Origin of the sequence: Novipirellula sp. (genome assembly GCF_041583735.1) — a bacterium.
GTDB lineage: Bacteria > Planctomycetota > Planctomycetia > Pirellulales > Pirellulaceae > Novipirellula.
Window position 1 is genome coordinate 1 of record NZ_JBFHFD010000059.1, and the last position, 21,637, is coordinate 21,637.

15 protein-coding genes and 1 pseudogene are annotated in these 21,637 nt (G+C 55.3%); 9 read left to right on the forward strand and 7 right to left on the reverse strand.

From position 1 onward, the window contains the following. Positions 1-415: 415 nt before the first annotated feature. Complete coding sequence (locus ABX962_RS07135) at positions 416-2,014, reverse strand: S8 family serine peptidase (RefSeq protein ID WP_372717945.1); 1,599 nt, start codon at positions 2,012-2,014, stop codon at positions 416-418. Between the two features lie 260 nt (positions 2,015-2,274). On the opposite strand from ABX962_RS07135, the gene ABX962_RS07140 reads away from it, so the two are divergent. From ABX962_RS07140 to ABX962_RS07150, 3 genes are all read left to right on the forward strand, one after another. Further along, positions 2,275-3,738: a hypothetical protein gene (locus tag ABX962_RS07140; RefSeq protein ID WP_372717947.1), complete on the forward strand. Its 1,464-nt coding sequence runs from the start codon at positions 2,275-2,277 to the stop codon at positions 3,736-3,738. A gap of 306 nt (positions 3,739-4,044) precedes the next feature. Beyond that, on the forward strand, positions 4,045-6,078 hold the full coding sequence (locus ABX962_RS07145) for a caspase family protein (protein ID WP_372717949.1): 2,034 nt from the start codon (positions 4,045-4,047) through the stop codon (positions 6,076-6,078). Between the two features lie 4 nt (positions 6,079-6,082). Then, positions 6,083-9,853, forward strand: coding sequence for a CHAT domain-containing protein (locus ABX962_RS07150; protein ID WP_372717951.1), 3,771 nt, complete (start codon positions 6,083-6,085; stop codon positions 9,851-9,853). A 491-nt stretch (positions 9,854-10,344) separates the two neighbouring features. Here ABX962_RS07150 and ABX962_RS07155 read toward each other — a convergent pair whose 3' ends face one another. Beyond that, on the reverse strand, positions 10,345-10,734 hold the full coding sequence (locus tag ABX962_RS07155) for a hypothetical protein (protein WP_372717953.1): 390 nt from the start codon (positions 10,732-10,734) through the stop codon (positions 10,345-10,347). Between the two features lie 428 nt (positions 10,735-11,162). On the opposite strand from ABX962_RS07155, the gene ABX962_RS07160 reads away from it, so the two are divergent. Continuing rightward, positions 11,163-11,498 carry a hypothetical protein gene (locus tag ABX962_RS07160; RefSeq protein WP_372717955.1) on the forward strand — a complete coding sequence of 112 codons (336 nt, stop codon included), beginning with the start codon at positions 11,163-11,165 and terminating at the stop codon, positions 11,496-11,498. A 205-nt stretch (positions 11,499-11,703) separates the two neighbouring features. Then, positions 11,704-12,258, forward strand: coding sequence for a DUF309 domain-containing protein (locus ABX962_RS07165; protein ID WP_372717957.1), 555 nt, complete (start codon positions 11,704-11,706; stop codon positions 12,256-12,258). 415 nt (positions 12,259-12,673) lie between these two features. On the opposite strand, the gene ABX962_RS07170 is transcribed toward ABX962_RS07165, so the two are convergent. Continuing rightward, entirely contained in the window at positions 12,674-13,006 is a 333-nt protein-coding gene (locus tag ABX962_RS07170) for a helix-turn-helix domain-containing protein (RefSeq protein ID WP_372717959.1), read from the reverse strand. Between the two features lie 130 nt (positions 13,007-13,136). Further along, a complete protein-coding gene (locus tag ABX962_RS07175; protein WP_372717961.1) occupies positions 13,137-14,489 on the reverse strand; it encodes a nitrogen regulation protein NR(II) in 1,353 nt (450 codons plus the stop codon). 425 nt (positions 14,490-14,914) lie between these two features. Here ABX962_RS07175 and ABX962_RS07180 point away from each other — a divergent pair, with 425 nt between their 5' ends. From ABX962_RS07180 to ABX962_RS07190, 3 genes are all read left to right on the forward strand, one after another. Further along, on the forward strand, positions 14,915-16,171 hold the full coding sequence (locus tag ABX962_RS07180) for a hypothetical protein (RefSeq protein ID WP_372717963.1): 1,257 nt from the start codon (positions 14,915-14,917) through the stop codon (positions 16,169-16,171). Between the two features lie 312 nt (positions 16,172-16,483). Then, a complete protein-coding gene (locus ABX962_RS07185; protein ID WP_372717965.1) occupies positions 16,484-17,296 on the forward strand; it encodes an SDR family oxidoreductase in 813 nt (270 codons plus the stop codon). Between the two features lie 291 nt (positions 17,297-17,587). Further along, positions 17,588-17,986 carry a hypothetical protein gene (locus ABX962_RS07190; protein WP_372717967.1) on the forward strand — a complete coding sequence of 133 codons (399 nt, stop codon included), beginning with the start codon at positions 17,588-17,590 and terminating at the stop codon, positions 17,984-17,986. Positions 17,987-18,414: 428 nt separating this feature from the next. On the opposite strand, the gene ABX962_RS07195 is transcribed toward ABX962_RS07190, so the two are convergent. Together ABX962_RS07195 and ABX962_RS07200 are read right to left on the reverse strand one after the other, a co-directional pair. Next, positions 18,415-18,759, reverse strand: a complete 345-nt coding sequence (locus ABX962_RS07195; protein WP_372717969.1) for a hypothetical protein — start codon at positions 18,757-18,759, stop codon at positions 18,415-18,417. Positions 18,760-18,991: 232 nt separating this feature from the next. Next, a complete protein-coding gene (locus ABX962_RS07200; RefSeq protein ID WP_372717973.1) occupies positions 18,992-19,945 on the reverse strand; it encodes an NAD(P)-dependent alcohol dehydrogenase in 954 nt (317 codons plus the stop codon). Positions 19,946-20,213: 268 nt separating this feature from the next. Between ABX962_RS07200 and ABX962_RS07205 the strand changes: the two genes are divergently transcribed. Continuing rightward, complete coding sequence (locus ABX962_RS07205; protein ID WP_372717971.1) at positions 20,214-21,248, forward strand: hypothetical protein; 1,035 nt, start codon at positions 20,214-20,216, stop codon at positions 21,246-21,248. An 88-nt stretch (positions 21,249-21,336) separates the two neighbouring features. On the opposite strand, the pseudogene ABX962_RS07210 reads toward ABX962_RS07205, so the two are convergent. After that, positions 21,337-21,637 (reverse strand): annotated as a pseudogene (locus tag ABX962_RS07210) (arylsulfatase); the annotation flags it as partial.

The window sequence follows — 21,637 nt, forward strand, 5'->3', positions numbered from 1 at the left end:
CCAGGTCCAACGATTCAAATTCCTGCCGTACCCAATCGATAACCATCCGTGCAACCTCCGTGCGATGAAAATCTAATTCGCAGAATCATTCGCACACGCACGAGAAAGGGCAAGAAAAAGTTTTGGGGTATAAAAAGGCTGCCAGCCTGTCGTCAGTTGTGGGAGTTGTTGCTCGAGGGATCTTTAGCAAGATCCACTACGGGAAGTGCGTGATGATCGCGGAGCGATCAACGACAATGGCTCCGCTACAAGCGCCGAGTCACCAGTCCTCCCCAGCCGCTTCCTGCGGCCGCCCCTCCCGCATGGGAGGGTAAATTCTCCTCACTCCTCACTCCTCACTCCTCACTCCCTGTCTCCCTGTCTCCCTGTCTCCCTGTCTCCTTGCCTCCTTGTCTCCTTGTCTCCTGTCCGCCGCCTACTGCGGCGCTCGCGGCATGCCGTGACCGTAGTCGGCGGGGTCGAGTTCGGATGACATCAGACTTAATTCCTTCAATCGGCGATACAGCGACTCGCCGCCGAGTTCAGGATCCTGTTCGATCAGCAATGCAGCAATCCCCGCGACATGCGGCGTTGCCATGCTGGTTCCATCGCGAGTGCGATATTGTTCCGATGTAATGTCGCTCGAGAACACCTCAACACCGGGGGCGACAAAATCGACTTCCCCGTATCGACAAAAGGTTCGATTTGAAAAATCAGCTATATGTCCCGACGGGCGAATCGCACCGACACCAACAATGGACGGCGTATTGGCGGGGGCGGAAACGCGTCGCTGGATCCCGGCTGACCGGCGGGAACGATTTCCTGCGGCCGCGATCACAAGCGCGTTCTGCTGAATCGCTCGCAGTCCCGCTGCCTCATACGCGTTTGAAAATCCGCTGCTGCAACTATCGACCCCTCGCTCGATCGACACCGAGATCACACGGCACCCTTGGTTGATCGCCCATTCGATGCCCGCGATCACATTGGCTTCCATCCCGCGTCCATTCTGATCCAACACCTTGGCCACATACAATTCGGCCTGGCGAGCGATCCCGTAGCGAAGCGTGGTCGATTCTTGTCCACAAAGCGTCCCGGCGCAGTGAGTTCCATGACCGTGATCATCTTGAGCCGAGTGTCCAACATAGCTAACGGTCTTTGCAACGCGGTCAGTAAACCCAGGATGCTGCAAATCGAGTCCCGAATCGATCACTGCGACGCGAACTCCGTTACCGGACAGCGGACAGACGTCGACTCGCGTTTGCTGCAATCCCCAGGTGGATATTGGTTCCGGTGATCGGAATGGCTGCGTTCTTTTCTGCCAACCGAGCGGCAATTTGGGTCCAGGCGATGGCGGCAAACCACGATCGAGCGGCTCGGGTTCATAAATCAATTTCTGTTTCAGGTCCGGTTGTTCGATCCACTGGTCTAGCGCGTCGCGGTAACCTCGCAAGTAATCTGCGGACGCCGCCGATTGTGACCGCCCCGCGTGTTGGCAAAAATATTCAGGCTCGACCACAAACCCGGCTTGTTTTCGTTTGGATTGGCCACGCGACGTTGACGCCAGTGCCTTGGTTTGCGTCGGATCGACGCAGAGAACGACAATGCCAAGTGATTGCAGCACCATCGCTTCGGCGTCCTTCGGCATCTCAAAGACGCCGCCGTCACGAGAGCTGACAACTCGCCGAACTCCCACTTGGTCCTGCAACTCCCGCAGCATCCGCTTGGTCGCTTCGGGCGTGGCATCCAGGGTCGTGGCAAGAAAACGTCCAGTGGTCACCGGTTCACCACCGGGTTCATTGCCAACGATTTGCGCGCTGCGGACAAACAGACTCTGCGGATGACGGCGGTCCATTAAATCAGCCAGCGGCTCGGGCCGGGGTGCGCGTTTCTTGCTCGCGGTGCTGGACTTTGTTTTGTCTTTGGATTTTGCTTTCGACTGGGCTTTCGACTTAGCTTTCTCTTTAGAGCGGGCTTTCTGTTTGGCCAGGGCTTCCTTCTTGGACTGGGGGCTCGACTTTTTCTTTTCTTTCGCCATCTCGGTTTCCTTCGGTTGTTCCGCAAGCGGTCCCAGTCGACATGAGCGCCCTCGCGTGCAGGCCCGCAAACTTTACCTAACCGGTACGACGCGATGGGGGTTGGGTGCTAGTTCTTTTAGTATCGTTGTTACGCAAACGATCGCAAGCAAGATTCCCGATTTGACGATCATGCGGGTTAATCCGGATGCGATGCGTCCAACGAATCTGCTGCTTTTTACTCAAACGAAGTCACGCGATGCGTCGCGTCGGGAGTGCTTTGATGTTACGTGATCGATTCATGCGAGTTCTCACCACTTCGCTCTCTGCCGCTTTGTGCGTCTCGATGGGCGGTTGTGGCTACATGCAATATAAACACCAAAAGCCGCATATCACCGCACGCCCCGCTTCACCGGCCAACCGCTGCGAGGCTCCGGGGATTCCGTTTTATTTGCCCAAGCCGCTGTTGGTGATTTCAAAGAATTTTTACCATGTCGAAGACGCCAAGGTTGGGTTGACCGGGTCGGCGCCGATTCCCACCAGTTTTGACGACCAAGCCAACTACGCCAAACTCGATCTGACCGGCAACTTTAGCCGATCGGGAAGCAGTTCGATGCAAGGCGGCGGTTCGGCTGCGGCGGACAACACCGACATGTCACAGTTTGATGGGGTGGCACACAATCCGACGCTTCACTCGGATGAAATCCCTAGCGGGCCGGATTCCAAGTCGCTTGTTAACGATGGGTTGGGGCCGCACATGTTCTTTACCTACGAAATCGTGTTCGTTCCCGATTTGACTCAGAAATACACGCTGGAGATCAACGGTGGTCCGGGTGAAATTCGCGCCGCAATGAACTTGGTCAACGGTTGGCAATTCACGGGGCTGGGACCTTACTACATGAAGGACAGTTCCACGGCACAAAACATCATGGCCCAGGGGGCTGCGATGAATCTGGGGTTGGGCGGGGCCAGCGATGTGATCAACAGTGTTGCGAATTTGAAGAGTTTGGCGGGCACCGGCGGTCCGGTCGGCGCGAGCGATGTGGCGGCATTGGCTGAAGCGATGGATCGTGCTCAAAAAGACGAGGTGTTTGACGTGACGCAGTTCCCGATGGATCAGTGGGGAACGAAAACGGTCTTTCACGCCGATGGCAGCACCGAAATTGTGAAGGTTCCCCCGAAGATCGAGAACTTTGCTGAAATTTCGGTTTACGAAGCGAGTCTCGAGGGGGGCCACATGGTCTGGACTCCGATCGCCGAAAAGCAATACGACCGCGAATTCCTAGGCATCATGCGTCAACAGGGGACTCCGGCAAATCCGCAAGCCGCGTTCCTGCCCGGTGGCGGACGAGGTCCAGGTCTGTTTGACAAAACGGGGGCGGCGGATGTGGACGACAAGAACGATCTCGTACCCGAAGCAAGTGCGGTTCAGCCCACGTCGCACGTGCATGAAGCCGCGAAATTGAAACTGCAGCAGCTGATGACCCAACCAGCCCCGCCGCCGCAGCAGCCCCAAGCCAGTGCCGCAGCGGCCAGTCGTTTTGATTCACCCAACGTACCGGTCGAACCGACGTACGTCGCACCTCCCGTCGTGTCCCCCACGCCGTATGCCGACCCCGAGTTGACGAAACAATTGTTGGACCGAGCGATGGTACCGCCACCCCAGCCCAAGCGATCGTTTTGGGAGCGTCTGCATCCCAAAAGCGTCATCTCCAGCACCACGGTGAATGGCACAACGGCTCACTAAAATTGTTCGATGGATGTACCATCGACGTGGAAAGAGGGCTGTGTTGCGGAAAGTATCGAGCGTGACGTGGTGTAGGATCTTTAGCAAAATCCACTACGGATAGAGGGCAATTCCGCGACGATGCGGCGAGTGATCATCGCTTGATTTCGGTCAAAGGGGGACGAAAGGCAAAATCTCGACTAATTTTTTATCGTCCTCGGTTTTGCTTGTGCCCCGATGTTTCGGGGTGTAACCTTGAATGAGGGCGAATGTGTGAGTCTGTGGATATTTCACTGAGCACTAGTCGAGTCAACGGAGACGATTGCGATGGCGAGTCGAGCTTTTTTGTCGGGAATCAACGACTACAAAACGATTGGCGATCTTCGAGGTTGCATTAATGACACGCTTTCGCTGAAACGGTTGTTGATCGACGAGTTTCAGTTTGATGCGGATCAGATTCGAGTGCGAACGGATGCCGAGGTAACGAAGTCCGAATTGAACAAGGGTTGGAAGTGGTTGCTTAAAGATGCAAAGCCAGGCGACCGGTTGGTGTTTCATTTTTCGGGGCATGGATCGTACACCGCCGATACCGACGGCGAGGCGGGCGAGGCCGATTTTCGTGATGAACTACTTTGTTTGTACGGAATGGATTGGAAAGATCCTAAAACCTATTTGCTTGATGACGAGCTGCGAGCGTGGACGGAGGGGATCCCCGACGGTGTCGATGTAACGTTTGTGCTGGATTGTTGCCATAGCGGAACGGGCACCCGTTTTGTTGCTCCCGAGTTAAGCCGTGCGGTTAAGACCGATTTTTTGACCGCAGGTTCACTGTCGCTGGATCACGTTGCGGCCGAGCGAAGTCGCGGCGAAGTGAGCGCGGCAACACGCAGCATGGACGAGATTGCGGGAGTCCGTCCGGCAACTCCCGACGAAATCGATCGTCATACCGTGCTGGCCCGTTTCGCACCGCCTCCGATTGAGGTGCAGGTGGCGATCGCGGATGCGACCCAATCTCGTTCGTTTCGTGGTGTGTTTAAACAAACACGCTCGCGGGGTGACGGTGAAGAAACGATGAACCATGTGCTGTGGTCAGGTTGTCGAGACGATCAAACCAGTGCCGATGCGTTCATCGGTAACGACTTTCACGGCGCCTTTACCTATTACTTCTGCGACGCAATTCGCAAGGCCGGAGAGGATCGCACGGCATCGTCAGTGATCCGTTCGCTACGCAGTCGTCTGCGTGAAGAGCGTTTCGATCAGATTCCCCAGCTCGAGCCAAGCAGCACGTCCAGCGTGGTGTTTGGTGGAAAGAAGGTCGGTGGTGGTGACGATGCCGGCATCGGCGACGATGGGACGGACAGCGGATCGCCATCGTTGCCGAACATTTCGGCAGCGGACTGGAAGCAATTGTTGGCCACATTACAGCAGATTGCCGACCACTTGGCGTCGATTCAGCCGGGAAGCGGTCGAGAGGGGCTGCTAATCGGCGAGCGAGCGAGTGGGCAAGCCTTGGTCTACGTTCATGGGATCTGTGAACATGCCGCCCATTATTCCGATGAATGGTGGGATGCGATGGCGCCTTATCTGTCATCGCAAACCCGCAATGCGTTGGACGCCAATCGGAAAGAGGTGCTATGGAGCAAACATGTCTCCAAAATGAATCGCGAGCTCAGTCGCGAAGTGGATCCGGTTCAACAGCAAGAGATGGAGCTGATGTTAGAGGCGATCTTAGAGGAGCGGATGGCACGCGAAGCGGCCGAGCAGATCGCCGAACGCGCCGAACGAAGTGCTGATCGCGGGATCGATCGCGAAATCGAAGGGGCGGTGCCTCGAGCGGCGTTTGGGATTCCGGGACTCGATTGCGTCGATGATTTTGTCAAATACCTGTCCAGCGATCGGATTCGCCGTCTGGTGATCGACGAATGCACCGATGTCGTTCGTCCTCTGCTGCAGCAAGGCAAATCGATCGAACTGATCAGCCATAGCTGGGGGACGGTGGTCGCGTATGAGGCACTTCGGTCACTCGAACGCGAAGGGTTGCCTGGTCGCGTCCACAATTGGTTTACCGTGGGGGCGGCGTTGGCGATCAAGTTTGTGACGAAACGTTTGCGTCCAGACGATGGCAGGAAACCACAAATGGTCGACCACTGGATCAACCTGAATGCGCGAGGTGATGGGGTCGGCGGCAGCTTGATCGCGACGGGGATGCAATTCGATCGCGAATTCTTGAGACTCGATCCGTTTGGGTGTTCCTCGACGTTTGGGTTTGTCTCTCCGGCGTGTGCGCACTCGTCCTACTTCAAATCGGGCAATAGCCGCGTGAATCGAGACGTGTTTGCGCATTCGATTGACCAGGTATAGACCATTGGCTCGCGAGACTCGATCCACTGATTCTGCGGCGGTCACTCGGCCGCTATTTTGCATTGCCGTCGCGCGGGTGTCGGACGAGGATCGTCAGTGGGCCCAGCGATTGGGGCATGAACTCTACCGGGTGCTGACTCGCGACCCCGACGATCCGCTGTCATTCGGGCCGGGGATTCCGGTCGCCATTGACGTTGATTTGAACGACACCGCGTTGGGCAGTGATCACGAGCGAGACTCGGTTGGTACTCGGCCGCAAATAGCCGCGTTGGCCGAACATGTCTTGGTCGTGATGGTGGCTGGGAACAATACGTTGCTGCTCGAGCCCGACGAGACCGTCGAGCGGCTGAATCGTTACGGTGGCGATCAAGTTCGACTGACCAAGCTGCTCGTACCGACCGATGGTCGCTGGTTGGGCGAAGCAAAACGGCTGAGCAAGGTCGAGGTTGCCGATGCGGTGCTGGGTAAGGAGGATATCAACGCGGTCGTCGATTGCGTGCTGAAAACGATGGGCGGGTGTTTTTTTCGAATTCACGACCAATCGGATACCGCGAAACGTTTTCAACTGATTCGGCCTCATCTTTTTCTCTCGAAAACGACTGCGGTGCCGGATCCTGTGTTGGGGAGCATGTCGCTGCAGTCGAGCGGAGCAAAGCGTTCACCGCTTTGGCAATGTTTTTCATCGATTGGGATGATGGAGGATGCCGCGGTGGATCGCGTCGTTCAATCGCAGGGACAACTGGCCGGGGTGCTAGTGGCGCTGCAGGGATCATCAGCGGGTGAGACGCGACTGCAGAATCGCGAAATCATTGTGGCAAAGAAACAGGGATGGCCCATTGTTTGGGTACCTCGAGAGGCTGCGTCCCCCGCGGCGAGTGTGATACCGCCGACGGCGTTTCCGCAGTGGTTGTTCAACACGCAATGCAGCGTTCCTCAGCAGCGTGTTTTACGTTGGGAAACCTTGCTGCGGCTGGCAGCGGTTGAACATTTGCGGCATGTGCATTTTCATTTGATTGCCGATCGTATTATCGCAGCGGCTCAGTTGCCGCTGAACACCGCGGTTATCGGCTGTGCACCCGAGTTGCTCGATCTGACAAGCGGTCCGCTCCGTGATGCGGCGACACGTACGGTTTTGTATCCTGATCCGGCGTTGACGCCCGAAGGCCGCGAAGTGCTGCGCGCAGCGGCCCCGCTGCTGCATCCGATCACGCCATCGTCGTTGATCGGGCGGGGGATCAGCAAAGACGCCGCCGGACGGTTAGTAACACCACTGGATGGCATTCGCGTCGGGTTATCCGTGTCGTACATTCGTGAAGAAGAATTTGAACTGGGGCAGACGCAACTGCATTTGCAGGATGCCATGGTGCAGATGACGCGAAGCATGATCGGGGGCGGAGCTTCGATTAGCTACGGAGGTGGTTTTAAGGTCGGCCGAGCTACTTCGATGGCACCGCTGCTTGGCGAGTTGATCGACGCGTACAACGAAACGGCAATCAATCCCACGCAGCGATTGCGGGTTTTTCAGTCCGCCACTTCAAAATTGGACGACGTCCCAGAAACGGTTCGCTGCCAACTTCGGCACATGGGCAAGTCGAAAGATCTCGCCGCGTTCCGGATCTTTACCTCGGACGAATATGGAAATCTTCCGTTTGGGATGGTGCAATCGGAAATGAGAGCGGTGATGACGGCAGAGACCGACGCGCGCGTGGCAATTGGAGGGCAACTGTTTCCGAGGGAAGTCGAAGGGGGAGAAGGGTATGGCGGTCGATTTTCAGAGGTGGCCGAAGAGGTGTATCGAGCGCTTGATGCAAAACAACCCGTCTATTTGTGTGGTGGCTACGGCGGGCTGACGCGTCGATTGACTCGCTTGATGCAGCAGCCGGGTGAAGTCGATGCCTTCTGGGACGAGCGAAGCTTTGGCGGTAATCGTCGCTTCACCGGACTGGTTTGGGATTTTGATCATCATCCCAAACGCGGTCGGTTGAAACTGCCCGCTAATTTGTTGGCGCTGGCGAAATACATTGCCAAGTTTGCTCAGGCGTTGGGTGACGATGATGCGAAGTGGCGAGAATTTAATGGACTCGATCACCAACAAAACGAAGTGCTTTTCAAGGCAACCGATCCCATTTTGTTGAGTTCGCTAGTTTCCGAAGGGTTGATGCGTTGGCGAACGCTACGTACGGTTCGCGAGGGCAAGCTTCGAATCGAAGCGATTCACGGCAACGTCACTTCGGTGACCCATGCGGATGTGTTGGCGTTGCCTGTGTTCGAGGACGTTGATCCACAAGGTGCCGGAGCCGCGATTGATCGGATCACGGGCGGGATGGTGCGTCAGGCTCAATCGCAACTCGGTCGTTTGATTGGGGTTCGCAGTGACCAACTTGATGTTGACTACCTTTGCGCCGTGTCGCTCGGCAAAGTGTCCGAAAATAATGAAACGATGGCCAACGTGCGAAAGGCGATCCGTGAAGCGGCTGAACAAATCATGTTGACTTGCCGTGCCGAAGGATTTGATTCATTTGCCGTTGTCACGTTTGGCGGTTCGACGCTGCATCGCTACGAGGATGCAGTCCAAGCGATGATGGAAGGTTTTCGAGGGCGTCCCGATGGTTTATTGATCAAATGGGTCGAAGCAGACGATGGTCGGTTCCGGCAGTTGTTGGAAGCGTTGCGACCGCGTGATGACACCGATGTGACCACGGTTCTAAAACCAACCCAGGCCGAGCCACCCACGTCGTACCCGTGGTTTAGTTTGTTGGTCAAGTACAAGGACGGCAAGCTTGACGTGACCGCGTTACCGCAACACGGAACCGGAGTCGCATGGACTCACGCTGTGCCATTGGATCCGCAAACGATCGACCAATTATCCACAGGTCGTGGCAGCAGGAAAAAATTGACGCCCCACGAAGATGACTTGCGGGAACGCGGGATCGCACTGGTGAAGTGGTTGTTTGGTGACAATGCGGATGATTTTTGGAACCGCTGCAAAAATTGTCCGATCGCCATTACTCATGACTTGACCGCGTCGAAAATTCCTTTCGAATTGATGCGGTTTGCCGACGGAGAATTAGCCGAGGATGTTCCCGCGATTCGCGGCGGAATTCACCGTTGGTTGGCAGTCAGCGGAAGCCGCATGTCAGCCTCGTTCGGTCGTCCGCGTTTGGCGAGGAAATTGAGTGTGGGGTTGGTCATCGATCCGACGAACGATCTCGATGGCGCTCGCCGCGAAGGACTTGCCATCAAGCGAACGCTGGTTGCGATGGGTAGCGACGTGCAGTGGATTTGTTTAGGAGACGATGAACAAGCGGTCACGCGAGACGATGTGATTGACATGCTGCAACAAGTCGACGTGCTGCATTATTGTGGGCATGCTTACTTTGATGAAGAGGATCGGACTCAATCCGGTTTGTTGCTGGCAGGAAATGAGCGACTGACGTCACAGGATTTAAGTGCCGTCGCCCCGATTCCTCGTGTGGTGATCTTCAATGCATGTGAGGCGGGCCGTGTTCGCGGGCAAGCCAAGCGGCCGCAATACGAAAGTTATTCGCTCGCCGAGATGGTGTTGCGTGGCGGTGTCGAAGCGTTTATCGGCACGTTCTGGGAGGTCGGGGACGATGCGGCGGCCGCCTTCGCCGGTGAGGTTTACACGGGGTTAACCGCCGGTTTGACGCTTCGCGACGCGGTCACGCAAGCACGAAAACAGCTTGCCCTTGCAAAGCAAAACGACTGGGCCAATTACATTTTGTATGGCGACGGTCGCTTCCGGCTTGCTTAACTGTGTGCTGGCCGGCGCATTCGATGAGCAAGTGGTGTTAGGGGGTGACGCAAGCCCAATGCCATCATTTTTGGTCGCAGTGGGCGAAAGCCGTCCGGCTATGTTGATATAGTGAGCCGCGACACGTGAGTTTTGAAGTTGCGTTATTTGCTGTCGCAGAGCGACAAAATTCGATAGACTCGGACTTTTAGTCCGAGGGATTTTCGCCAATATCAATCGAGTCCCAGCGGGACGTTTTGTGACTTGATCGTTCGCCACAGAACGTCGCTCCGCGACTTGGTGCCAATTTCAGAACCAAAACTTGGACTAAAGTCCAAGGCAATCCCATAAAGTGCCTCCGGCACAAAAACAGCAACTTCAAAACGCGTGAGCGGCCGGGGCCCACATTTTACCCGGTGCATTACGGCATTCGGCTCACTGCTACTGATTTCCTGGTGACTGAATCAGCAGCACGCCGATTGGTCACGTGCTTGCAAATCAAAGCCGCGTGGCTACCAACCCAGGCCGTAGCCGCGGTAACCCAATCCACCGATGCCGACACCACGACCGATTCCGATCGAAATGCCGCCGGATCGGTACCCGGGATTGCCGTAATACGAGCGGCCGAAGTTGCCGTACCCGCCGTAGCCCCGATAGCCGCTGTAATTTCGGTATCCGCCAAAATCTCGATATCCACCGTACCCACCATAGCCGACGCTGACGCGAGGTGATCGGTAATTGGAATACGCTGAGGTGCCGTAGTAGGATCGAACCGGAGTCTGGTAGACCGGTTGGCTCGCACAACCTCCACGATGATGGCGATGTCCAAACGCGCTGGCTTGTCCCGACATTACAACCGAACTAACAACCACTGCGGCTGACAACATAAGCGTACGAATCATTGATTTTTCCTTTGCATCCATGGGAAGTGTTGATTTGAAAGAACGAAAGGTCTCGCCGCTGCCGAGTTCGCAAAACTCGCGACAAGACTTCGTAAAGACGAATGCATCTACTGTGCCAAAAAGGTGCAGTGATTCAGCGATGCTGGCTTTTGCTGATGAGGTCAACCTATCTATTCTTGGCAGCGTTGTTTCGGAGGTCGAGCTGATCGCTTGGCCACCACTTTCGCCCGTGTTGAACCGCTGCGGAACCGTCACTGAGATGAGCCCGCCAGACAGAAGAAAATCATGAAAACCGATAGCGTTGCGGTTTGATGGCACTTCGCATGCACACAGGATGAGCTACCCCGATCACGAAGCGAGGTGTGGCGTTGATTCGGGCAGCGATGGGATGTTTTTCGTGAGCGGTTTGCAACGATTGGGAGAAAACGATGAAAAACGAGTGGATACCACGCGAGTGGGATGAACTTTGTCAACGATTGCTGCGACGTGCGGAAACGCAAGGTTCGGCGTCGTGTCAGCAGCATGCGAAAGAATTCAGTCAACAACCCGAGCCAGCCAGCTACCCCGAGTTGCTCGATCGGGTGCGTGAAGCGGCGACGTTGGCGATTGGCTGGAGCGACGCTGAGCCCTATGCAGCGTCTGAATCAAACGCATCGTCGACAGCTAGCAAGCAAATGAAATTTGATCCTGAACACGGAATCGTGGACTCGATCGACGAAGCCAGTGCAGAATCGTTTCCCGCCAGCGATCCGCCTGCGTACTGAGTTGAAAAATGATGGTTGCAATGCGATCGATCGCAAGCCGGAGCCGAGAGGGGGCCGCTTGATTCAATATTGCACGCTACAATCTTGCGTACACTATCTTGTGTACAGTGGATTGTGGTGATGGAGGTCATTTCCACCGACACGCTAAACTCGGTTGACCAGACATGAAATTGCAACGCATCGCTTTCGTCTCATGAATCGGCTGGTGATTCCTCCACTGCCACCGCGATTGAGTTCGCGTCCGTTTCCGTCTTATGCGTTTGTCCCGGGAATGCATCCGCATCCTGTATCCGGAGTGGCCGGTCATCGGTATCGATGTGACGAGGATGCGGGTTTGCAAAATCCGTTGACGTTTCATCGATTGCACTGTTTGGCGATCGATCTACTGAACCATGGCTATTACTGGGAATCGCACGAGGCGTGGGAAACGATTTGGAAAGCGGCGGGATCGGCGACGACGCGGGCCGCTTTCGTGAAAGGCCTGATCAAGCTCGCCGCCGCGGGTGTCAAAGCACGCCAGGGAAGTTCAACCGGCGTTTGGCGACACTCCGAACGTGCTGCATCGCTTTTTTTGACATGTGAACAGGATGCGACGTTTGACAGTCGGGGTGAATTCGGGATCACGTCCCGGCAGCTGTCGCAAACCGCTTTGCAATTGGCAGCCGAGGCCGAACCGGTCGTCGATACGACCGTGTGTCCCGTTCGCCGAGTCTTGCCGTTCGTGATCGTTCCAGACTTTGCACCCCCTGTGGCGAGATGATGATCAGAAGTCGCATTTGCGTCAGCGGTAGAGCAAGACTTTAAACCGGAATTCGGCTGCGGTGAATCGACACCTACGGAATCGGGCGTGCAGAATCGATTTCGACTCAGAAAGACGCGCAGCCCGCAGTCGCATTTTGAGGTTGCGCGTTTGTATTTAGGGGCAAAGCCCCGGACGTTTTCCTAGCCCAGCCCAACGGGCTGGGACCAAGGAAACCAATGAATGGAAGGGCCAACGGCCCGGCCGTTTGTTCGGACTTAATGAGGGCGGCTAGCAAATGGCTGGGCCGTTGCCCCGAAGAACGTCTAAACTCGCAACTTAATAACGCGTCAGCGAGGGACCGATTCAAGATAAAGATTCCCTCGCTGACGCGTCAGGTTGTGATAACCTCGCACTCCAAAACTTTCGCAGCGAATCAGTGCAGACCGTAGCGGCCCATCTTGTAGTGCAGCGTGCGGATGCTGACGCCGAGCGGCTTGGCGGTTCGCTCGCGATGCAGGTCACACGCTTGCAGTGCCAAATGAATGGTCTCACGCTCGCAGCCTTCGACTGCCTCGGCCAACGAGCGTGGTAACGTGCAAGGCAACGAGCGAGGCAACGTGCGCTGCGTGCCTTCTTTTCGCGTTAATTCGGCAGGAAGTTCTTTGCTATGAATCACATGGCCGGTGTGGGTGACAACAATACGTTCCATCACGTTGCGAAGTTGTCGGACGTTGCCGGGCCAATGAGTCGAGACCTTCGTATGCATCGCTTCGGGGGAAAGTCGTTTCGCTGGTCGGCCGTGTCGACCACGTCGGCTTCGGCTGTCAACCCACGGGCAAGTCCCGATTGAATGTTGGGCTCGTCGTCAACGATTAGCAACGTGAACGCATCCGACTTCATGGGGTTCCTTCCATTGGCAACATGACCGAGAACTCGGTTCCGGTCGGGCCTGTGCAAAAATCGATACTACCGGCGTGCTGGCGAATGATTTTGTCACATAACGCTAACCCCATCCCGGTTCCTTCGTTGCGGGTGGTGAAGTAGGGATCAAAAATCTGCGATTGAATCTCAGGCGGGATACCATTTCCGGTATCCGTGACATCAATACGGAGGAAATCGTGCTTCTTGCTCAAACGAAATCGCAGGGTGCCTCCCTGTGGCATCGCCGCGAGGGCATTGAGGGCTAGGTTCAGCAGCACTTGTTCGAGGCGAACCGAATCGGCTTCGATCGCGCCAAGCGATTCCGAAGGAAGCTCGACTTTGACCGTGACATTTTGTTTTTTGGTTTGGGGATGCAGGAAACGAACGAGCTTTTCAATCAGGGTGGCGACATCGACCCAGGAACGACCGAGTTCGTTGACCGATGCATAATTACGGAAACTGTCCAGCACGTTGGTAATACGAGCCACCTCGGTGTGAAGCACATTCAGCAATTCTTGGGTCTCGCCATCGTGAGTGTCTTCGGCCAGTCGCTCACACAACAGTTGGATGTGTAGCGAAAGGGCGCTAAGCGGGTTCTTGATCTCATGCTGCAAACCTGCGGCGAGCGAACCTAGTCCCATATAACGTTCCATTCGTCGCAACCGCTGCTCCATCAACACACGTTCGGTGACATCGCGAATATGAATAACCGTTCCGATCGCTTCGTCTCGCTGATTTTTGAGTCGGGTACATCCGGCACGCAACGTTTGTTCGTGTCCATTTCGGTTGATCGTATAATCGCGATCGCGGATCGCGGTTTGACGCAAATTGACTTCGTTGCAAATCGATTCGAGAAGCGAATGCTCGGGACCCGCCTCCGACGGCGCCATCCCCACACCTTCGTTTTCGCTCAACCCCAGCAGTTCACGACCGCGCGGATTCAGACTTGTCATCGTGCCGTTTTGATCCGTCGTAATGATGCCTCCATCCATGCTGGCGCGGATATCGGTCGCTAGCACTTGAGCGTCTCGCAACGATTGTTCGCTGGACAAGTAGCCGCGAACGACGAGGGCAAAGGCAATTGCTGTGCCAATGATGTTCAGCACCAACAGAAACGAGAGCTTGCTTCGCAGTCGCAAATCGCCCGAAAGTTCTTCGGCCACCGCCATGTCGCTCTCGGGCAGATGCTGGATGATGCGGGCTACGATTTCCTGTTCACGCGCGACGTCAAACAGAATCCAAGTGGTGACCGTCAACGCGATCAGACTGAAGATTGCCAAACTGGCCGCAAAACGCCGCACACCGCGTCCGTCGGGTATGGCAAACATCGTCGGGTTCGTTTGATTATGAGGCATGCTGCGGTGATTCAATGGATAGGAAAATGAAGCAATTTGCGTCGCGATCGCAGGGGGCTCGATCTCGGATCACGCCTGGACGAAGTCTTTCAAAATTGTGGGGATTTCGCAATGAGCCTGCGGAAACGTTGGCGGTTCCGGTTCTGGCGCGACCGCGGTGTGCAATGAATTGCAGTTGTCCTGCACGCGATTGCAGCCCCTTCACGACGCTGATGCGATGGCAGCAACCTGTGTTATAGTGTGTCGGATAATGTAGCCGACCCGCTTGTCTTTGCATCTCATTCTCGTTTACGTCTCATTCTCGTGTGAATCACCGTTGGTTGGTGCGATGAGATCCATGGCTAACCGGCAAGAGAGGGGGGCGTGGATAGTGACCGACACAGCGAATTGCCGTTTTTATGACCCCACTCCAATCCACCCCATCGATTCGCGATCCCGGTGGCAACGCGGCCGGCAGTCTGATTGAAATCGGGGTGGTTGTCGCGGGACCGCTAGACGTGGTGGATTCTCAGGCGGCGAAGTTGGCAGTCGAACAGACGGACGCGCGTCTTACGGAGTTGTTTCCGTCGTTTCGCTTCAATTTTTTCGAGATCAAACGTCCCGAGTTGGCCGGGACCAGCATGAGTGTCAGTGGGCGTGTCGAGCCGAGTTTGCTGCTGCAACAGGCGGTCGAAGAACGAGATTCGCGGCACTGGGATTTTGCATTCGTGTTGACTGCTGCTGAACTTGTCGGCAACTACTCGCCTTACTGTTTTGCTGCCCTGAGCCGGCCCTTGGACACCGCAATTATCTCGATGTCACTGATTGACCCTCAGGCGTTAGGTGTCGAGGCGAATCCTGAGGAAAGGATCGAGCGGATTGCCCGACGATTGAGCCGGTTGATGCTGCACAGTATCGGCCATTTGACCGGGCTGGCCAAAAGTGATCATCCAAATGATCTGTTGTATCATCCGCCCAACGCACAAGCACTCGACTTGATGGCGGGGATCGACAAAGAGAGTCTCGCGCGTCAACGCGCTGCACTCGCCGAAATCGCGGATCAACGACTCGAAGAAGGCGCTGGACGCCGTCTAGCCTATCCCACGTTTGCCCTTCGCGCTGCATGGATCAATCGTAAAGAGATTTATCAAGCGGTCTGGGCCGCTCGCCCGTGGCAGTTTCCGCAGCGGCTGAGTCGATTGACTATCGCCGCGTTTTCGACGCTCGCAGTTCTGTTGATGACCGCCGAAGCTTGGGATTTAGCGCTTGCTCAAGGCGCCGGCAACGTGTTTGTGTTGTTGGCGATCACCATGTTATCGACCACCGTCTATGTGGTGCTCCGCCAACAATTGTTGGTGCGGCGTGGGACGCGGCGGAGCGAACAGTCGATCGTCACCTCGGCCGCAGCGTTCGGAATCGTCTTCGTGGGGATGGCGACAACGTGGATGGCGTTGTTCGTCGTGGGAGTGATCTTGACGCATTTTTTGTTTCCCAATGCGTTAATTGCCACGTGGGCTTCATCGACGATTGACAACGCACGCCAATTGAACTCGATCGATCGTCCTCACATGGCCGTTTTCGCCGCGTCGTTGAGCTTGTTGATCGGTGCGCTAGGTGCCAGTTTCGAGTCGCAACACTATTTTCGGCACATTATCTTTGTTGACGAAGAAATCTAATCGCGGCCCACGGGATGAGGAACGGCGCAACGGCGATCGTGCCTTATCTTCGGGTTTCCCGTGTCCGTCAGGTTGTGATAGACGCGCCACTTCAAAAGTTCGACCCGGGGCTTCGTTTTGACCTGATTTGCGATGATGGGTGGCATGCGTTTTGCCTGATTGGTTCCTGTTGACACGGACAGCGACAAAAGGCATCTCCGTCGTCCCCTCGCACCGTCGTCTTGGATGGCCATTGTCTTGGCTGGTTCGTGTGACGCAGCTCGAGGCGTGTCCATTTTCAATCAGATCCCGTCTCAAACAGATCCACAAAAAATGAATTCACGAAAAGCAATTATCACCGGTGGCAGTACCGGAATTGGGCGTTCCACGGCGATCTGTTTGGCCCGATCGGGCTATGATGTCGCGATCACATACGTGACCGGTGATAACGAAGCAAAACAAACCGCCGCCGAAATTGAATCGCTCGGACGCCGCTGTATTGTCAAACAGCTCGATCTATCGGACCCCGAATCGGCCAATCCTTGTGTGGACGAAATGGCGGACGAATTGGGTGGGTTGGATGTGATGGTCAGTAACGCGGGGATGATGGTTCGACAAAAAATGCCGAATCTTGATCTCCAGACCGCATACAAGATTTTCAATGTGAATGCCTTTGGCGCCATGATCGCGATCCAACGCAGCATCAAACACCTGTTGCCGGGTGGAATGGAAGGCCCGCCGCGTGAATCGCCTGGACGGATCATTGTGGTCACCAGCGTGCATGAAGTGATCGCAAATCCCAGCGACACACTTTACACGATGACCAAACATGCCCTGGGGGGAATGGTCAAGTGTTTGGCGTTGGACCTGTCGCCGCTAAATGTCACGGTCAACGCGGTCGCACCGGGAGAGATTGCCACGCCGATGAACGATATGGGGCCCGAAGATATCGGCAGTTCCAAGCGGCCTGCGATTCCGGTTCGCCGACCCGGTTATCCAGATGAAGTGGGGGCGGTGATTGAGTTCTTGGCAAGTGAGAAGAGCGGGTTTGTGACCGGAGCACGCTGGACGGTCGACGGTGGGTTCGAGGCTGCCGCACCGATGGCGGCTTCGGGGTTCCGCGAAACGTATCTAAAAAACTCGTAGCGTAATTGAAAAAATGGTAGATTCCTCACGTGAATCTAAAACGCCTATGGACTGGCCGTTCATCAGCCAGGTCAACCGATCAGCGACCAATGGTGATTTAGCAGACTGTGGGAATGAGCCAATTGAGCACCCGATGCAAATTTTTTGGAACTGGCACACCGCTTGCGTTAATGGCTTGATCGTGACGAGTCAACGGCGTTTTGGTTGCAATGGGTGCCGACGTCTGTAGGACTCGCCGCTTTCAGTTCAAAGAAGAACCTCCCACCCTCAATAAGTTTAGGAACGAGAACGATGAAACTTGCAATTTCCACATTGGCACTGTCGGTTTGTTTGGCGGCCGCCGGATGCAACGACAGCGTGTACGACGAGCAAGCCGACGCTGTCCGCGACAACACACAAGAGTATGCGTCGGATGTTCGCGATGAATCGCAATCCACCGCCGAGGCGATTCGCGACGAAAGCCAACAAGCTGCTGAAAACATCCGCGACCGCTACGAGTCGGCTAAGCCCGCAGTCGAAGATAACGCCGAAGAACGTGCCGACGCCATCGAAGACCGCGGTGAAGCAAAAGCCGATGCAATCGAAGAGCGTGGTGAAAACAAGGCGGATCAAATTGAGTCGCAAGGCGAAGACAAAGCGGACCAACTCGAAGAACTTGATGACGACGACGCCGTCAATGAAATCGAGTAAACATTCGATTTGGTAAGCCACACGCAAGTGATTGACTCATTTGCCTAAAACGAAAACGCGTAGCGATAATCGCTACGCGTTTTTTTTTTTGAGATAGGGTTGCAGTCTGTCTTTCAAAATGTTTCCCAAATGACATGAACCCTCCGTTGGCGTTTGGGCCGTTCCGCAAGAGATTTACTGGAATAGGCGTAGGTCGGCCAGCTTTGGAGGTAGTGGACGAGGTTACGAGTCCCAGCGACTGAGTGGCACGACGGGACTCGTAGCCTCGTCCACTACAGAGAAAACACTTCACCCGCGTGATTTGTCACAAAACTCGAATGACGAAGTTATTTCCGAACAGCAGCTAGCCGAGAGTGTGCGGCCCAAATGGTTGGAGCGATTATCACACGACGCAATCGAAGCCAATCCCGACTGTTATTGAGTAGGACTTATTGTGTGAGGCTGCCACCGTCGAGAATTTGTTGTCCCACAAAAAGATAGCGGGGCTTGCCGCCACGACGGTCAAGTCGATACAAGGCCGCACTTCGTACGTCCGCTGACTCCGCCATTCGCTCGCCTCCGAGAAATCGAAGTGTTGCAATGCTGAACGCTAACCAGACAGATCGGGGCACTTTATCGACCTTCGAGCAAGGCTGTACCAGACCATCATACGGTCCGCCTATAAATTCGATCTCTTCTTGGTTGATATGGACATCGACGTCACCGCTTGTGATGCTCGATCGACTGCGAAACACATGCTGCAGCATTCGCTGGAAAAATACTATCACTCGCATTTGGATCCCCCCGGACGACGGTGGTGTTAGTAGGGTCCCTATCCAACCGGATTCCTTTTCCGGGGTCCCCAACCCAAGCGAATGTCGGATGCAAGCAACCTGAATGTAGGGTGAACCATTCTCAATCCTTGGTTACCCAGAACGAAGCAACAAATGTGCCTTTGACAAACGGATTGGTGGCGACACGTGAAAAAGGAGGAGAGTCGGCGAGAATCGTTCCGATGATGCTCGTTTAAGTCGCCGTTGGATGCTCATTGACGAGCACGACTTTGCCTTGATCGACTCCGTTCTCAACGCGTTGATGAGCGGCCGCGGCGTTGGCGAAATCGTAGCAGCTGTCGATTGTGATCGACAATTTGCCTTGTTCGTACAAACGGATCAGTTCACGAAGATCATCAGCGGACGGTTTCGCTAACATCACCGTTCCCGACTTTGATAGTGGCCACGTGATCAGCGTCATCAGCATGCCTTTGACGTCCGGCTCGGTCGACACGTATCGACCACCGGGGTTCAGCACATCACGCGACTCGAAATAGCCCGATTTTCCCGCCGCGTCAAAGATGAGGTCCCAGCGTTCGCTTGATTCGGTAAAGTCAACTTTCTCGTAGTCATAGAAATGATCGGCTCCGAGTGACATGCAAAACGCTTCGTTATCGCCACTGGCGACCGCGTCGACGTGACATCCGTAGGCCTTGGCAATTTGCACCGCAAACATTCCGACGCCTCCGCTTGCTCCGTTGACGAGCACATGGTCACCGGCTTCCATGTTGCCATGGTCTCGCAACGATTGCAGTGCGGTCGTGCCGGCCAACGGGATGGCGGCAGCTTCTTCGATTGTCATCGAGTCGGGGATCTTTGCAGTCACGTCGATCGCACAGACCGCATAATCAGCGAGCGCACCGCCGCGGGCATGGTCGAGAAACGCGATCACTCGATCGCCAAGGGAAAACGGCGCATCGTCGGCACAGTCGGCAATCACTCCGGCGACATCGTAGCCAGGCACACGAGGAAATCCGCCTGGCAGCAACCCTTTCATTTCTCCGCTGCGAAGCCGATAGTCGATCGGATTGACGCTCGACGCCAAGACCTTGATCAATACTTGACCGGGAAGCCGACGTGGGATGGGATGACTCGCCAAATGCAGCACTTCAGCGTCGCCGTAATCATCGTAGACCACCGCACGCATGATTTGATCCGAATGAGGAGTAGTCAAAACAGTGGATCTCCCTAGAAAAGTGACGCATCCATCACCACCACGCTCGCAGCTCGCCACAAAAAGTGTGCGATTTATGTTGCGATAAAACTTAATAAAACGAATGCCAACAAGAGTGCAACTTGCGTACCGGCGAAAGTGCGCCTTGTACACTGTTCGTTTGTGCCTAATCATCCAACCTTCGGATCAACCGATGTGCCCACCCCCTCGTACCCGCCCGATCGCGGCAAGGCTGATACGTATGAATCGTTTTGATCAAGATCCATTTGGGCCCGCAACGCACGGGCCCGCAATCCAGGGGGCTGCAACCCGCATTCGTGATTCCACATCAAGACGTCGCCGCATTTTTCTGGCCACCGTGGCCATCATGATCGCGGTTTGGTTTGTGACGAACATTGCGGCATCGGTGTTGAATTCCCAATTCGGTTATAGCGGCCTATTGGGTGAAACGGCGATGGTGTCAGTGATTTCGACGGGATTGATGGGGATTACCCAGGGGATCCTGGTCGCTGCTGCCCTGCAAATCGCGGTGTGGTGGCAATGGCCGGCCCCGCGGCGACCCTCGTGGAAGCTCCTCGGTTTGCTGATTGCCAGCTACAGTGCGCTGAATCTTTATCCGTACTTGAACTTTCAGATGTGGCAGATGTTTGCAGAGCGATGGTATGGGATGCTTGCCTTGATGCTCGTTTTCCACCTGATCGTTGTTCCGCTCTATCTGTTAGGGATGAGTGTCCCAGGACGGCTTTGGCAATTCCGCTTGATGGATACCCTGGATGACGAGAAATTGGACCCGCTTTCGTCGCCATCGCCGCAGCGCTGGAGCATTGCGGGGATTTTCTTGATGACGCTTTTGATTGCCGTTTTGATGGCGGTGTACCAGGGGATGCGGCGACTGTTTGAGCCCGAACTCAGCAGCTCGGTTATGGTGAGCTATCCACCGAATGATTTAGTCATGATGGTTTACCACACCGTCGATATTATTGCCGATTTAATCGTGTTGTGGGCGGCCGCGCTGAGCTATTTGCGACGACACCGTGTCGCCGTGGTGTTGTTGCTGTTTTCGATCTCGCTCTCGACGTTAGCCGAATTCGCCTATATGTCAATCGTCAACCAAGGACAACCCTTCGTCCAAATTGGATGGTTTTCCATCTTCGTTCGCCATGGGGGCAGCGTCGCTGCGGTCTATCTGTTTTCGCGATGGTGTTTTCGTCGCTGGCGAACCGCGGGCTTTCAGATGCGAGCGTGGGTGCAGGGCCGCGAATTGGCGACACGATGATGCCGTGTTACTTGCCTGAGCGACTTCTTCGCGTGTTACTTCTTCCACTGGCGACTGCCATTCGCAATGGCAATCATGGATTGCGAAATCAGCGCGGTTCTGACTTCACACCCCAATCATCGTAGTGTTTTGCACTTTCGGCGTCCCACATCGGAGAGGAGCCCCATAGTGGCACCGTGGCCAGCGATGCTTCCCATTCTCCCAGCATTTTGTAGAGCTGTTCGGCACGTGAACGGTCGGCATCAAAACGGTCGTCAGCTTCCGCAAGATCGCTGGTCACTTGAAATAATTGAGCGGGACGATGTGACAGCGTGATCAGTTTGTCCTCGCCATCGCGAACCGCTGTTTGACCTTGCAGTCGCCAAAACAGCGTGCGAGTAGCCGGGGTC

Excerpts from the sequence above, each read along its gene's own strand:
- ABX962_RS07200 (WP_372717973.1), bottom strand. The coding sequence starts at position 19,945 with ATGCGTGCGGTGGTCTACGATGATTACGGCGACGCTGAAGTGCTGCAT.
- ABX962_RS07180 (WP_372717963.1), top strand. The coding sequence starts at position 14,915 with ATGACCCCACTCCAATCCACCCCATCGATTCGCGATCCCGGTGGCAAC.
- ABX962_RS07140 (WP_372717947.1), top strand. The coding sequence starts at position 2,275 with ATGTTACGTGATCGATTCATGCGAGTTCTCACCACTTCGCTCTCTGCC.
- ABX962_RS07205 (WP_372717971.1), top strand. The coding sequence starts at position 20,214 with ATGAATCGTTTTGATCAAGATCCATTTGGGCCCGCAACGCACGGGCCC.
- ABX962_RS07135 (WP_372717945.1), bottom strand. The coding sequence starts at position 2,014 with ATGGCGAAAGAAAAGAAAAAGTCGAGCCCCCAGTCCAAGAAGGAAGCC.
- ABX962_RS07185 (WP_372717965.1), top strand. The coding sequence starts at position 16,484 with ATGAATTCACGAAAAGCAATTATCACCGGTGGCAGTACCGGAATTGGG.
- ABX962_RS07175 (WP_372717961.1), bottom strand. The coding sequence starts at position 14,489 with ATGTTTGCCATACCCGACGGACGCGGTGTGCGGCGTTTTGCGGCCAGT.
- ABX962_RS07145 (WP_372717949.1), top strand. The coding sequence starts at position 4,045 with ATGGCGAGTCGAGCTTTTTTGTCGGGAATCAACGACTACAAAACGATT.
- ABX962_RS07160 (WP_372717955.1), top strand. The coding sequence starts at position 11,163 with ATGAAAAACGAGTGGATACCACGCGAGTGGGATGAACTTTGTCAACGA.
- ABX962_RS07190 (WP_372717967.1), top strand. The coding sequence starts at position 17,588 with ATGAAACTTGCAATTTCCACATTGGCACTGTCGGTTTGTTTGGCGGCC.
- ABX962_RS07170 (WP_372717959.1), bottom strand. The coding sequence starts at position 13,006 with ATGCATACGAAGGTCTCGACTCATTGGCCCGGCAACGTCCGACAACTT.
- ABX962_RS07155 (WP_372717953.1), bottom strand. The coding sequence starts at position 10,734 with ATGATTCGTACGCTTATGTTGTCAGCCGCAGTGGTTGTTAGTTCGGTT.
- ABX962_RS07195 (WP_372717969.1), bottom strand. The coding sequence starts at position 18,759 with ATGCGAGTGATAGTATTTTTCCAGCGAATGCTGCAGCATGTGTTTCGC.